Below are 13247 nucleotides of genomic sequence, written 5' to 3'. Positions count from 1 at the left end.
ACATGTGCACTAGACTCCGCACGATCAGGCGGTTCTCGGCCCGCCAGCATCAATTCACAACCGAAGGATATGGCATGAATCGGACCTTGAGCCCGGCTTTGCTGACGGTGACGCTGATCGCCCTCGCCGGCTGTACCTCGAACGAGCGGGCTGCGCCGCCGGCTCCCGGGCTGGGCGGCCCCATGGCAGGCGCGCCGATCGGCGGTGTGGCACCCGCCGGCCCGATGGATGGTGCCTGCAATGCCGGCGCTGCGCGCCCGCTGGTCGGCCAGATCGCCAACCTGCAGACGACCGAGCAGGCCAAGACCATGACCGGCGCGGCCGACGTGCGGATCCTCTACCCCAACCAGCCCGTCACACAGGAATTCGTCGGTACCCGGCTGACGCTCGACACCAATGACGAGAACCGGGTGACGCAGGTTCGCTGCGGCTGACGGCGGACCGGCCGCTGCCAGCGCACGCCTGTCACGGCCGGCGGTTTCGCCGGCCGGCGGCCAAAGTCAGCCACGGCCCCGTATGGAAGGCGCTCATCAGCAGGTACATCGGGACCATGCCGCCAAGCCATGAGCCCTGCCCCGCCGCGCAGACATCCGCCGGGGCTACGCCCACCGCCGTTGCCAAAGCCATCGCAGCGAAGGTCGGCGACGCCGCCAGCGACAGCCATTGGGCGGCCGGAATTCCCGGTCCCCTCGCAGCGCCCCGGCGCGACCGGGCCGGATAGGCGCCGGTCATGGTTTCGCGCTTCCCTCGAGGGCGCGGAAGCTCGCGACGCCGGCGTCCGACACCGCTGCCCATTCCGGGTCGGTCGTGGCCTCCGGCACGTAGAGATCGTGCCAGTTCCACCATTTGTAGGGCGGGCTCTGCGGATAGCCCTCGGGCGAGTCCTCCCAGGTCTCCTGCCGCCCGAGCGGTGTTGCGTCGAGGAATTGCCAGGTCGTGCCCAGCGCCTCGTCGCCGCGGACATTGATGAAGTATGTCCGGAAAATCCGCTCGCCAACGCGAATGAAGACATTGTGGCCGTGCCAGAGATCGACGCCGAAATCTGCGTCGAAGCCGTCGGTCAGCGTGTACCAGGGCATCGTCCAGCCCTTTTGCGCCTTCAGCCGCGCAATGTCGGCCTGCGGTGCGCGCGAGACGTAGGCCAGCGTCGTGTCGCGGGCATTCAGATGCGCCAGATGCGCGACCTGATCGGCCACCAGCGAGCAGCCGCGGCAGGCATTGTCCGGCCAGCCGAGCACGCCGGGCTCGAAGAAGGCGCGGTAGACGATCAGCTGGCGACGGCTCTCGAACAGGTCGGCGAGGCTCATCGCGCCCTGCGGCCCGTCGAAACGGTAGGTCTTCTCCACTTCAGTCCACGGCATCCGCCGCCGTTCGGCAGCCAGCGCGTCGCCGGCCCGCGTGTGCGCCTTCTCCTTCACGAGCAACCGCTCGCGCGCGGCTTCCCACTCCTCAGATGACACGATGGGCGGCGTGCACATCACGGCCACGCCGTCTTCCCGGTCGAACTCGCCTGTTTTAGTCATGGTCATTGCTGCCTCCGGATGAGACGGGGCCTGGCCGATGAAGCGTGAGCTTCCCGGCCCCGTTGCTGGACAGACGCGACACTGGCAGCGGGAGCGCGAGGGGTGGGAGTAACAAGTGTGACGGAAGCGCGATGGACCCGCTGATCACCGCAGCCGCGCGGGCGCTCGCGACCGGAGATCCGCTGGCAGCGCTCAACCGCGTCGCCCTGCGCGACGATCCGCCGGCGCTCGCCCTTCGCGGCATCGCGATGGCGCAGCTCGGCGATCTCGCGCGGGCGACCACGCTATTGCGGCGCGCGGCGCGTGCCTTCGGTCCCGGACAGCCGGTCGCCCGGGCGCGCTGCGTCGTTGCCGAGGCCGAGATCGCCTTCGTCTCACGCGACCTTGCCTGGCCCGAGGCCGCACTCGAGGCGGCACGGGCAACGCTCGAAGCGCAGGGCGACCGTGCCAATGTCGCGCATGCGCGCACGCTTCAGGCCAGGCGCCAGCTGCTCGTCGGACGGATCGACGAAGCCGAACGCATCCTGGAAGGCCTCGATCCGGCGTCGTTGCCGGCGGCCACGCGGGCTGCGTGCGAACTGGTCGTGGCCGGCATCGCCATCCGGCGGACCCGCACGAAGGCGGCCCGCGCGGCGCTCGCTCGTGCCGGCATCGCGGCGCGCGCGGCGCGTATCCCTGCCCTGGTGGCGGAAGTCGAAACCGCCGCCCGCGTCCTCGATACGCCCGCGGCCCGGCTCGTCGCCGGCGACGAGGAGCGCCCTCTCCTGCTGGAGGATGTCGAGCGGCTTCTCGCTTCCGACGCGTTGATCGTCGACGCCTGCCGTCATGCCGTCAGAGTCGGGGGCACGACGCTCTCTCTGGCGACGCGGCCAGTACTCTTCGCCCTGGCACGCGTGCTGGGCGAAGCCTGGCCGGCAGACGCGCCGCGGGGCACGCTGCTCCAGTCCGCCTTCGGCGCCCGGCATGTCGACGAGTCGCATCGCGCCCGATTGCGGGTGGAGATCGGCCGGCTTCGCGCGGCGCTCGGCGATCTGGCCGATCTCGGCGCGACGAAAGCGGGCTTTGTGCTGCTTCCGCGCCAGGGGCGCCATATCGTGGTGCTGGCGCCGCCCGTCGAGGATCGGCACGCCGGGATGCTAGCCCTGCTCGCCGACGGGGAGGCATGGTCGAGTTCGGCCCTGGCGATCGCACTCGGCGCCAGCCCGCGCACCATCCAGCGGGCGCTCGATAGACTTGCGCGTGCCGGGAAGGTCCAATCCTTCGGCCGTGCACGGTCGCGCCGCTGGACGGTGCCGCACGTGCCCGGCTTCCCGACAGTTTTGTTGCTCCCCGATCCTCTTGCGAGCGGGTAGGATGGCGGGATGAAGCGATCGACCGCCGACATCGTCCGCACCTACGGCCCGTTCCCGGATTCCCCGCCGGTGCACGGGGTGACCTATGACGGAAGGCACGTCTGGTTCGCGTCGGGAGACCGGCTCAACGCCTTCGATCCCGAGAGCGGCGAGATCGTCCGCACGCTCGATGTTCCCGCCGATGCCGGCACGGCCTTCGACGGCCGCTACCTCTACCAGATCGCCGATGATCGCATCCAGCGGATCGATCCGGCGGACGGCAGCATCGTCGGCACGATTCCGGCGCCGGGTGGCGGCGATTCCGGTCTTGCCTGGGCCGAGGGAACGCTTTGGGTGGGGCAGTATCGCGACCGCAAGATCCACCAGCTCGATCCCCGGACGGGCGCGATCCTGCGCACCATCGAATCCAACCGCCTGGTCACCGGCGTCACCTGGCTCGACGGTGAACTCTGGCATGGCGCCTGGGTCGATGACGGAAGCGAGCTGCGGCGGCTCGACAAGTCCACCGGCGAGGTGGTGGAACGCCTCGTTCTGCCGACAGGCACGATGGTGTCCGGGCTTGAATCCGACGGTGCCGGCCGGTTCTACTGTGGCGGCGGCAAGAGCGGCACGGTCACGACTGTCCGCCGGCCGGGGCAGCAACCAAGGGCGTGACATAAGGTTGCCGAGCGCGTCGACCGCTTCGCATCAGACGCTGCGTCGTCGGTGGTCGGCTCGCTCGAACGGCACATCGACCTTCCGGCCTCCGATGGACACCTCCATCGTCCTGCTTCGGGGCAGCTTCACCCTTCTGTCGGGGTGGAAGAGCAGCGCATTGAGTACCGCGAACATGAACAGCAGCGCGAAGGTGCGGATCGGATAGTCCACGAGAGAGTGGAGGAGCATCACCCCTATGGCGATCGAAGCGGACCGCTTGAACGGATCGCGCCACGAGATGATGGATTGTCTCAGGTAGGCGGCGAGGTAGACGACGATCAGCACCAGCGCCAGGACCCCGCCCTCGAAGATCACCTCGAGGTAGTCGTTATGCGCGTGATTGACATAGGCCTGCTGGATATCCTCCGGCCTCATGAACATGGCGTAGGCGTCCGCGAACGTTCCGTAGCCGACGCCGGTCCAGAAATAGGCGCGGATGCCCTCCAGCGTGGTTGTGGCGAACTGCAGGCGGGTATGCTGCGACACGCCAGTTTCCAGCCCCAGCCGGTTCTGGAAACCCACCAGGTAGATAGCTGCGAGAGCCAGTGCCGCCAGCACGGCGTAGGACGACACATGCCGTCGCTCCGCCAGGGCCAGCACCGAGACGAGCATCACGACGAGCCCCAGGCCCACCCCCGCCATCGAGCTGGCGGCGAGAAGCACCAGAACCAGCAGGCCGAAGGTGACGCCCGCGAAGATCCTGCGGGTCTCGTAGAGTAGGCTGAAGATCAGGAAGGGGATGAAAACCAGCAGAAACGTCGAAAAATGGTTCGGGTTGATGAAGAAACCGCCGCCCAGCGGGTAATCGAACGGGCCCGCCCGCATCGTCCCACGGGAGGCGAACTGCACCGCCCCCATCAGGACGTTGCAGTAGAGCGCGACATACATGAACGACAGGAGGCTGCGCGCCTTGGAATAGCTGAGGGTCAGCGTCACGAAGAACACCATCAGCGCGACGAGCAGTGACAAGAGGACCCGGGCCGTCTCGACGAAATTCAGCGTCAGGAACGTGCCCCTGAACGCACCGCCGATCGTTTCCCCGCCCCAGCCCCCCAGCGGAAGCAGCTGAATTCCGACGCTGGCGATCGCGACGGCGGCGAACACGACCGGCCCTATCCCGATCCGATGCGGATCGAGGGTAAGCAGGGCGAGCGCGAAAACCACCAGCGTGGCCAGGATCAGCAGATCCCCGTTCAGGTTGGAGACCGTGTTCCCGCCAAGAATGGCGGCCGCCAGCAGTAGCAGGCCCAGCGCGTTCTTGACGATGCGGCTCCAGCCGTCACTCCCCATCGAACAGCCTGACGGCAAGCCGGTGAACGGTCAGGCTGCCGCCGTAGCGATATCGCATGCTCGGCGCCACCACGCCCGTCGACAGCCGCAGCCATTGCATGTCGCAGCCCGCGGGCGGCACCTTGATCGAGGCGGATGCCGAGCGGCGCTCATGGTTCCCCGGTTCCACGACGAGCTCCCCCAGCGTCTGCCGGTTACGCTCGCATGTCACCGTCCAGGACAGTCCCTTCGGCGTCACCAGGCCTTGCGTCGTGATCTCGGCGACCATTTCGAGATCGCCCGGGGGCAGCATCAGCACCTGCTGGGCGATCTGGCCTTTCACCGGACGGTCGCGGAACTGCACGTGCAGGCCACCCGATCCCTCGGAGCCGTCGGGGCCAGGCAGCATCCGCGCTTCCACTCCCGCCAGCCGCCGGACGCTCCAGTCGAAAGGCGAGGCAGCCGCGGTGGGGATGAAGGCTGGATTGGTGACGTAGCCGAGCTCCGCCTGCCGCTCCGGCGACGTCGACAGGGCGAATGCCTGGTATGCCAGTTGCGGCTGCCCCCTCGCGAGAAGCAAGCCGACCACCCGGTCAACTTCCCCTTGCGTGCCCGGCTCCTGCGAATTGCGCAGGTCGAGCAACAGTCGGTAGGCAAGGGGCCCCGTCTGCGGATCGCCCGCCAGATGGTTCAGCAGCCGGGTTCGCCACGCGACATCCTGCCCCGCGGCTCCAAGAACCGCTTCATAGCCGTCCTGCGTCCGCATCAGCGGGGGGAAAATATCCGCGAACTCGGTAAATCGCGCCGGCCAGCGCTTCAGGAGAATTCCCAGCCTCGACAAGGCCGTGGCCATGCCGCCGCTGCGGAGCTCCAGTGAAATCATCCGCTTCAGGCTGTGCAGTTCCGTCGGAGACTGCGCGAGAACCCGTCGGAACAGCGCCGTTGCCTGCTCCACCTCGCCCTGGCGAAGCGCCAGTTCTCCCAGAAGGCTCCCGGCCCTCGGATCGATCGGTGCATAGCGGACGACGAACTGCAGGTCCTCGGCAATGTCGGCCGCCGACTTGTCCGATCGCGCGTCGTTCAGCGCGGCCACGGACCGGCGAATCCGCGCATCGGTGTTTGCCGGATTGAGGACTACCGCGAGGTCGGGATCGACCGCTTCGAGCCAGCGACTGAGACCGTCAAGCAGAGCCAGACATGCCAGGAAAGCCAATGCGGCGCAGCCAATGAGATATCGTCTTCTGAATCCCATCGCGTTTTTCCCCGCGACTACCATCTTCCAGGCGTGCCGGCCGTGCGTCGTAGGTATAGTAGCCGCTGTTCACGTAGCCATAGCCGTGGTTGTAGTCGAACTTCTTGACTTCCAGCTTCGTCAGCGCCGCGCCGATGACATTGGCGCCGGTCGAACGCAACCGTTTGACGGCGGCCGCCGCATGCTTGCGCCCCACCTGGCCCGAGGAGACGATCAGCAGCGTTCCTTCGGTCAGGCGGCTGAGGATGGGAGCGTCGGACAGGCCGAGCACGGGGGGCGCGTCGATGATGATCATGTCGAACCGCTCGGCGAAAAGCCGCATCAGCTGCGCCATTTTTGGCGACGACAGAAGGTCTGCCGGATTGGGTGGCAAGGTTCCGGAGGTCAGCAGCCTGACATTGTCGAAACGCGTGTTCTTGAAGATCTCGCGCATGTCTTCGGCAGATATCGTGCTGGTCAGGAGATTGCTCAGTCCGATCGTGTTGGACGTATTGAACATGCGGTGCAGGCTGGGCTTGCGCAGGTCGGCGTCGATGACCAGCACTTTCGCGCCGAGGACCGCGAAGTCCTCGGCCAGCTTGTAGGTACTGGTCGACTTGCCCTCGGAGGCCTCGGAACTCGTGACGAGAAGGCTCTTGGGCGTGCCTTCGGTGCCGGTAAACTGCAGCGACGTTCGCAAGGAGCGGTAGGCCTCGGACAGCGCCGATTGCTGATCCATCAGCGCGTCGTCCAGCCCGTCGACCGGGATCGCGGGAAGGATCCCCAGAACGGGCAGCCGCAGTTCGGACTCCAATTGCGCCGGCACGGTGAAGGTGTTGTCCAGGAGCTCGCGCAGATAGATGAACCCGGCCGTTCCTGCCATGAACAAGGCCAAGGACATCGCCATGTTCATCGGCATCCGCGGGGAATACGGCGATCGAGGCACGGCGGCGGCATCGACGATCGCGGCGTTCTGGTTGCGCAGCTCCGAACCGACCCCCACCTCGTTGAGCTTGGCGATCAGGCTCTCGTACTGGGAGCGGTTTGAGTCCACCTCGCGCTTGAGGATGGTGTAGCGGATGTTCCGGTCCTGGAAATCGGCCTGTTGCGCCTCCAGTTCCGCGAGCTCCGCCCGCAACTGTTTTTCGCTGGTCTGCGCATCCTGGAATTCGAGGCGGATCGAGCTGGTGACGACGTCGATCGCCTGTTCGATCTGACTTTCCAGCTCGCCGATCTGGGCGCTGAGCTGCCGCATTTCGGGATAGGCCGGCTTCAACGTGCCCAGCTTCTGCTGATAGACGCTGCGCAGTTCGGCGACCCGGTCACGCAGATTCTGGATGCCTTGGCTCTCCAGAACCTGCGGCAACGAGGCCCCGCTTCCGGCGTCGATCTGCGTGACCCAGCGCCCTTTGTCGAGGCGCTCCCGGACCGCCTGCGAAAGCGCCTGGTTGATGTCCCGGATGCTGTTGAGGATCAGGGAAGAATTGCTGTCGTCGATCGTGAGGCCTTCCGACTTGGCGTAGGCGACCAACTCCTCTTCGGAGGACTGCAGACGGTCCTTTACCTGCAGCACCTGTTCCTGGATGAACTGCCGCGCCAGCGACGAGGTTTCGCTGGTCTGGTCGAGGCGCTGGTCGATGAAGCTCTGCGCGGCCTGGTTCACCACCTGCTGGGCGATCTCCGGGTTCTGGTCGCGGAAGGTCACGGTCATCAGGCTGGTGTTGTTGACCAGCTCCGCCGAGAGGTTTTCTCGCACGCGAGCGATAGCCAGACGCTCGCGTGCCTCCGGGGCGATATCATCAAGGGAGCGGGGCTCGGACCGGCCGAAGGCACGGTCGAACAGGTTCGAGACTGCGATATTCGGCTCGGGGAACAGGAAGTTGGCGTTTTCGCTGAGGTTCAGCTCATAGACGACACGCTCGGCCAGTGCCCGGCTCCTGATCTTTTCGCGTGCTGTCAGGAATGCGCGAAGGTCGGTACCTTCGGAAACGACCTGCAGGTCGTCGAAGACCTTGGCAGAGGGAACAAGGATTTCGAGACGCGCCGCGGCCTCGTATTTCGGCGTCTGCATCAGCGTGACGATCATGCCGACGATGATGGCAAGCACGGCCGCTGCAAGTATCAGCCAGCGATACTGCAGCAGGTAGTAGAAAAGCCGCAGCGGATCGAAGCCGGCTTCGCCTTCCTCCGCTTGCGCGAGACCCTCCGGGCGACGGGCGTACTGGGCGCGGTAGAAATCGTCGGCCGGCTCGAGCGACAAGGCGTCGACGCCCATGGGGCTGAGCCTCCTGCTCCCGTCGCCCAGATTGCCTAGCATCATGAGGCCGCCCTCCTGACCGCTGACTGCCGGTTGCCGCTCACGGTATGACCGCTAGCCGCGCGGCACTACCCGCCACGCCCATGGCTTCCTTGAGGTTCTGCAACGCCACCTTGCTCGCGGAGCTGAACACCACGATGGTGTCACCGCCAAAGACCCGCGGATCGCTGGCTCTTCCGGCCCGGATGTCGCTGACATTGACGTTCATCACCAGGCGCTCGCTGCCATAGTCGCGGAAAAGGAAAACCTTCGTGGCATCAGCGACCGGGCGGAATCCCCCCGCCTGCGCGATCACCTGCTGAAGCGTCGAACCGGCGGTCACGGGAAGCAGGCCTGCCCTTGCCACCTCACCGTCGACGGTCACCTTCTGCCCCGCGGATTCCTTGACGAAGACGGTTATGTCGGGCGACTGGAGATAGGTGGCTCCATAGGAACGCTCGAGTTCGGCCTCCAGCGCGCGAACGCTCTTTCCGGCTGCCGTAACGGTTCCAACGAGCGGAACCGTAATCTGCCCGCTCGCATCGACCTGAACGACACGATCCAGATCGTCCACCTGAAAGACATCCACCTCCAGGACATCGTTTGCCGAGATCAGCTGGTCTGCGCCATCGCGGGTATCGACTGGCGCCGGCAGGTTTGCCACCAGCCTGAGCTCACCTGCTCCGCCGGCACTGGAAGCATAGCCGGAGGGACTTGCCGCCGAGAGTGTGGGTGCGCTGCCGCTGCTGCAGCCCCCGAGGGCCACGGCGACGCCGAATGCTGCAGGGACCAGGAGCCGGAATCTGGGGAAAGCGGGTGGAGAATGTGCTCGGCTTGTCTTCATCAGGCGCCTGTCATTCGTTTCACGAGACTTCTGAAGGGTGCATCGCCCCCGTGCCCCGCCGCCTGCCACGCGACATCACGAGCACCACCAAAGCGAGACGGGCGTTCCACGACGCCGTTTTCCAAGATCACCCTCGGTCGCACGAGCACGACATTCTCGGCCTCCTGTTCCCCCAGGCGCTCCGCCACGATGGCGCGCGCCTTCGACAGTCCGGGGCGCCGCGAGGCAACGCCGTGAGCGTCGCTGGCGATGATGTCGCAGAACCCCTCGTCGAGCATGCGCTCCGCCAGCACTCGTGCGCTGCGGCCGAAATCACCGGTAAGCGATCCCGCTGTCAGCTGCATCAGTATCCCGCTTTCCGCCAGCTCCCGAATGACGCCATAGTGCCCCGCCACCCATGCAAGTCTCTCCGGATGAGTGATTATCGGCACAAACCCGGCGGCAATAAGACCCCCGCAAAACTCCACGAACCTTGGCGGGAGAACATCAAGAGACGGCTCGAGCAGGAAATATCGACTTCTATTCAGGGTTGGCGGCGCATTGCCCGACAATTGATCAAGAAGACCCGGGGCAATATGCACGTCAGCTCCGACGATCAACCGGAGCGGGATCTGCTCGTCTTCCAGAACGGCACTCAGTTCAGCGACCCGCCGCGCGATCTCCCGCGGGTGGTTCATGTACAGGCCCGGAACGATATGCGGCGTGCAGGCCATGACCGTGACGCCGTCATCCACCGCCAGCCTCGCCATGGCGATCGACATGGCAAGCGTCTCCGCCCCGTCGTCGACCCCGCTGAGGATATGGCTGTGCAGGTCAATCAATACCGACTAGCTCCCAACCAGCAGTCCCGGCAGATCGAGATCCAATCCGCTTCTGCACGTTGAAGGCGAGGTCCAGGATGTCCCCTCATGAGGCATCTTCCACTTGCCCCGACGCGTGGAAACATTCTGCCGACGCCAAACGTCCGGCGCAGCGATCAGTGTGGCTGACAAACGGCCTCCTGTCGCCCTCAATCCGCAACGCTGTGAAGAAATAAGTCTGCAAAATCAGTTAGTAACGGATGCGTGATCGCATCAGGTCGCGCAGGGGCGCTTCTGGTGGCTCGCAACCGACGGTTTACTCAGCCTTCAAGGGATCGCGGACGCGTGGACCTATTGCAGACACGCGGAGCGAGAACAAAGGCCGGGGCGCGCCAGACAGGCCGCAACCGGCCAGGGGACCGCCCTCGAGATACAGCCTGCGATGTCGGCATCGAGAGATGCTCATTTCCAGTTGCGCAATCTCGCAGCCAGCAGGAGCACCGAAGGCCAGAGCATCGTGTTGATCAGATCGTGGATGCTGTCGAGCCAGTTGAAACCCCCGGTCCACCCGTACCAGGCATGGAGATCGAAAAGCTCGTTCACGATCGCTATAGCCAGAACGAGCACCCAGACGCCGGCGACGCGCCGGAAGCTTCCGAGGCACAGAAAGCCGATCACCATGATCAGCAGGCCGACATGAATGTGCAGCGCGTCGCGGGACAGTCCCGTCGTATCGACAAGCCCCTGCTTCATGAAATCCAGCATGGAGGCTCGCTTCGGCCGGAGGAGCGACTGGCGTTGCCATGAACATGGAGGCTCTGGCTGGCACAGGAAACGCGTGCGCTGGCGCCATCGTTGTTCTTCACGTCTGATGGCATTCGGCCGGCGCGTTGCGCGCGGCGCGGGGTTGAAGGGCCGCCTCGATGGCCTTGAGGTACTGGGCTAGGACGATCGCCTCGTCGAACTCGCGCTCCATCTTGAGCCGGCCAGCGAGCCCCATGGAATTTAGGTCCTGGTGGCCGAGCGCGAGCATCGCCAGCATCTTCGCGGCCAGATCCGGCACATCGCGCGGCCGGCAGAGATAGCCATTTTCCCCGTCGTCGACGACCTGGCGACACCCCGGCACATCCGTGGCGATCAACGGCTTGGCCATGGAAGCGGCTTCCAGCAGTGTTCGCGGCGTCCCCTCCCGATAGGAGGGCAGGACGACGCAATGCGCCTCGGCCAGATGCGGCCGAACGTCTTCACAGCTACCGAGATAATCGATGATCCCTTCCTGAACCCATGCGTCCACAGCCGCCTGCGGTATGGCTGTCCGATTAACCACATCCAGGAAGCCGAGCAACCGGAACTGCACGTCCGGCCGCTTCTCGCGCACCAGCCGCGCGGCCTCCACATATTCCCCGACGCCCTTGTCCCAGAGCAGACGCGCCACGAGCAGGAAGCTGAAAGGTGCACCGGATCCCGGCTCCGGCTCCGGCGCGAACAGGTGAAGGTCTATGCCGGATCCCGGCAGCAGGGCCGTCCGCTCCTTTCGGACGATGCCATTTCCGACGAAAAGGGCCCGGTCGTCCTCGTTCTGGAAGAAGATCGTCTTCGACCCGGCGAGCCCTGCTCTGTACAGGCCCTTCACCAGCCGCGTCAGCCAGTTCTCCCTGATGAAGGCCGTTCCGAGCCCGGCGATGTTGTTGATGACCGGAATGCCCAGAAGGCGCGCGGCCACCGACCCGTAGACATTGGGCTTGATCGTGTAGCCGAGAAAGACGTCCGGCCTTTCGCGGCGTAGCAGACGCCAGAAACGGATCGCCAGCGCCAGATCCTTCAGCGGAGAGGTACCCTTGTTGTCCATCGGCAACGGCACGTACCGGCATCCGAGTTCGGCGAGCCGCGGCGCGTAGGCATCGTGAGGCGCCACCGCGATCACCTCGTAGCCGCGCTCGCGCAATCCTCGGATCAGGCCGGCGCGGAAGTTGAAGATATTCCAGGAGGTGTTGATCGCAATCAGCACACGTTTGGGCGCCGCCATCGGACAAGCTTTCGTTCGCGATGTCATGAACAGTCCCGTCCGGTGGGTCGTGTGGATGAGGCTGGCGGGTTGCTGCCGGGTATCGTCCGGCGAGATCGAGGTTCCACGCCATGCCGACGGACGCGTCTGGCCCGCGTGCTTTGCGTTCAGAGCGGATACACGCGGTACGGCAGCCAGTAATTCGCGTGCGACGCGTAGTTCAGCCAGACGAACAGCACACCAGCCGAATAGAGCACCACCAGCATCGAGAGGCGGCGGGCGGCCTGCTCGGACTGCGCGAACGTGTCAGGCAGCCGCGACAGCACCAGCATCTGCAAGGGGATGAGATAGAGGCCCAGGCGGTCAACGGCCGTCGACGAGGGCGACACGAGAAGCGCCGGGACGAGCGCCAGCGCAACCAACGCCAACACCGTCCACAAGCCGCGTTCGCCCTGCCGAAGCGGTATCCGCCTGCGGTAATACAGAAGCAGCAGCGCTGGAACTGCGTTCATCGCGACGCGGATGGCCGCACCGGACGAGTCCAGGCCGCTATCGATGTAGCCCGAAATCAGCCTGTCGACGCTGCTTTCCAGCAGGGTGAAATAGGCGATGACCGTCGCGCCGCCAACCCAGAACACCGTCCATAGCCGGCTGCGTCCCTCGGCTACTGCAGCAATTGGGATGAGAAGCACGGCACTCTTGTGAAAGGTCGCGGCCAGCGCGATCCAGAAGACAAATTTCAGCTTCGATCGACTTGCGCCCAACGCGACAAGACCGAGCATGACGAGGCCAATCGCTACACTCTGGCGAGTATAGCCCATCGCCACGACCACAACCAGGTACGGTATCGCCACGGCAAGCGCGAGCCAAGGTCGCGGCTGCGCCTTGGCGAAAGACAGGAGACCCCACGAGAATAGTCCTGCGCATAAAAGGTTAACGACCCAAACGTCGCCACCGCTTCTCGCAACCAGCCAGTTCAAGAACACGTAACCGGGATCGCCGGCGGACAGGATCTGCGAGAACTCCAGACCCACTGCATTTCTGAGATGGCCGAGATAACCGCCCCAGTCGCCACCGACTTCGAACCGCAACCCAACCATTAGGAAGATCAGCACCGCGAAGATTGAGCGCGCACCGGCGCCCTCCTGGGTTCGACCGGACATCTGCGATCGCTCTATCGAAGCTGCGAACGCCGGAAATAGGAACAGAATCCAGTAGGGTATCACGTATA

13 protein-coding genes are annotated in these 13247 nt (G+C 65.2%); 3 read left to right on the top strand and 10 right to left on the bottom strand.

Translation table 11 applies throughout. The annotated features are described in order from the left end of the window. Nucleotides 1-74 precede the first annotated feature (74 nt). Nucleotides 75-434, top strand: a complete 360-nt coding sequence (locus GGR03_RS19400; protein ID WP_183210411.1) for an I78 family peptidase inhibitor — start codon at nucleotides 75-77, stop codon at nucleotides 432-434. 31 nt (nucleotides 435-465) lie between these two features. Here the strand turns inward: GGR03_RS19400 and GGR03_RS19395 are convergent, their stop codons facing one another. Both GGR03_RS19395 and GGR03_RS19390 read right to left on the bottom strand, forming a co-directional pair. Next, entirely contained in the window at nucleotides 466-732 is a 267-nt protein-coding gene (locus GGR03_RS19395; RefSeq protein WP_246368246.1) for a hypothetical protein, read from the bottom strand. Beyond that, complete coding sequence (locus GGR03_RS19390) at nucleotides 729-1523, bottom strand: DUF899 domain-containing protein (RefSeq protein WP_210292232.1); 795 nt, start codon at nucleotides 1521-1523, stop codon at nucleotides 729-731. Before GGR03_RS19390 ends, GGR03_RS19395 begins: the two co-directional genes overlap by 4 nt. A gap of 131 nt (nucleotides 1524-1654) precedes the next feature. Between GGR03_RS19390 and GGR03_RS19385 the strand changes: the two genes are divergently transcribed. Both GGR03_RS19385 and GGR03_RS19380 read left to right on the top strand, forming a co-directional pair. Next, on the top strand, nucleotides 1655-2875 hold the full coding sequence (locus GGR03_RS19385; protein WP_183210409.1) for a helix-turn-helix domain-containing protein: 1221 nt from the start codon (nucleotides 1655-1657) through the stop codon (nucleotides 2873-2875). Nucleotides 2876-2884: 9 nt separating this feature from the next. Continuing rightward, nucleotides 2885-3529, top strand: coding sequence for a Vgb family protein (locus GGR03_RS19380; protein WP_183210408.1), 645 nt, complete (start codon nucleotides 2885-2887; stop codon nucleotides 3527-3529). 33 nt (nucleotides 3530-3562) lie between these two features. On the opposite strand, the gene GGR03_RS19375 is transcribed toward GGR03_RS19380, so the two are convergent. The 8 genes from GGR03_RS19375 to GGR03_RS19340 form a co-directional block, all read right to left on the bottom strand. Next, nucleotides 3563-4861 carry an O-antigen ligase family protein gene (locus GGR03_RS19375; RefSeq protein WP_183210407.1) on the bottom strand — a complete coding sequence of 433 codons (1299 nt, stop codon included), beginning with the start codon at nucleotides 4859-4861 and terminating at the stop codon, nucleotides 3563-3565. After that, the gene (locus tag GGR03_RS19370; RefSeq protein WP_183210406.1) at nucleotides 4851-5933 is read right to left on the bottom strand and encodes a tetratricopeptide repeat protein; all 1083 of its coding nucleotides are present in this window, start codon (nucleotides 5931-5933) and stop codon (nucleotides 4851-4853) included. Before GGR03_RS19370 ends, GGR03_RS19375 begins: the two co-directional genes overlap by 11 nt. Before the next feature lie 88 nt (nucleotides 5934-6021). Beyond that, nucleotides 6022-8346: a GumC family protein gene (locus tag GGR03_RS19365; protein ID WP_183210405.1), complete on the bottom strand. Its 2325-nt coding sequence runs from the start codon at nucleotides 8344-8346 to the stop codon at nucleotides 6022-6024. Between the two features lie 82 nt (nucleotides 8347-8428). Next, nucleotides 8429-9031, bottom strand: a complete 603-nt coding sequence (locus GGR03_RS19360; protein WP_252920313.1) for a polysaccharide biosynthesis/export family protein — start codon at nucleotides 9029-9031, stop codon at nucleotides 8429-8431. A 179-nt stretch (nucleotides 9032-9210) separates the two neighbouring features. Beyond that, nucleotides 9211-10032, bottom strand: a complete 822-nt coding sequence (locus GGR03_RS19355) for a tyrosine-protein phosphatase (RefSeq protein ID WP_183210403.1) — start codon at nucleotides 10030-10032, stop codon at nucleotides 9211-9213. A 441-nt stretch (nucleotides 10033-10473) separates the two neighbouring features. Then, nucleotides 10474-10776: a hypothetical protein gene (locus GGR03_RS19350; RefSeq protein ID WP_183210402.1), complete on the bottom strand. Its 303-nt coding sequence runs from the start codon at nucleotides 10774-10776 to the stop codon at nucleotides 10474-10476. A gap of 97 nt (nucleotides 10777-10873) precedes the next feature. Next, nucleotides 10874-12037 carry a glycosyltransferase family 4 protein gene (locus tag GGR03_RS19345; protein ID WP_183210401.1) on the bottom strand — a complete coding sequence of 388 codons (1164 nt, stop codon included), beginning with the start codon at nucleotides 12035-12037 and terminating at the stop codon, nucleotides 10874-10876. A gap of 146 nt (nucleotides 12038-12183) precedes the next feature. Continuing rightward, nucleotides 12184-13179 (bottom strand): EpsG family protein, encoded by a 996-nt coding sequence (locus GGR03_RS19340; RefSeq protein WP_183210400.1) that lies wholly within the window; start codon nucleotides 13177-13179, stop codon nucleotides 12184-12186. Between the last annotated feature and the right edge of the window lie 68 nt (nucleotides 13180-13247).

It is taken from the genome of Aurantimonas endophytica, from assembly GCF_014196845.1.
Taxonomy (GTDB): Bacteria; Pseudomonadota; Alphaproteobacteria; order Rhizobiales; family Rhizobiaceae; genus Aurantimonas; species Aurantimonas endophytica.
This window is presented reverse-complemented; position numbering and strand designations above follow the sequence as displayed.

Coding starts and splice junctions, on each gene's coding strand:
- GGR03_RS19400 (WP_183210411.1), top strand. CDS start 75: ATGAATCGGACCTTGAGCCCGGCTTTGCTGACGGTGACGCTGATCGCC.
- GGR03_RS19395 (WP_246368246.1), bottom strand. CDS start 732: ATGACCGGCGCCTATCCGGCCCGGTCGCGCCGGGGCGCTGCGAGGGGA.
- GGR03_RS19390 (WP_210292232.1), bottom strand. CDS start 1,523: ATGACTAAAACAGGCGAGTTCGACCGGGAAGACGGCGTGGCCGTGATG.
- GGR03_RS19385 (WP_183210409.1), top strand. CDS start 1,655: ATGGACCCGCTGATCACCGCAGCCGCGCGGGCGCTCGCGACCGGAGAT.
- GGR03_RS19380 (WP_183210408.1), top strand. CDS start 2,885: ATGAAGCGATCGACCGCCGACATCGTCCGCACCTACGGCCCGTTCCCG.
- GGR03_RS19375 (WP_183210407.1), bottom strand. CDS start 4,861: ATGGGGAGTGACGGCTGGAGCCGCATCGTCAAGAACGCGCTGGGCCTG.
- GGR03_RS19365 (WP_183210405.1), bottom strand. CDS start 8,346: ATGGGCGTCGACGCCTTGTCGCTCGAGCCGGCCGACGATTTCTACCGC.
- GGR03_RS19350 (WP_183210402.1), bottom strand. CDS start 10,776: ATGCTGGATTTCATGAAGCAGGGGCTTGTCGATACGACGGGACTGTCC.
- GGR03_RS19345 (WP_183210401.1), bottom strand. CDS start 12,037: ATGGCGGCGCCCAAACGTGTGCTGATTGCGATCAACACCTCCTGGAAT.
- GGR03_RS19340 (WP_183210400.1), bottom strand. CDS start 13,179: ATGTCCGGTCGAACCCAGGAGGGCGCCGGTGCGCGCTCAATCTTCGCG.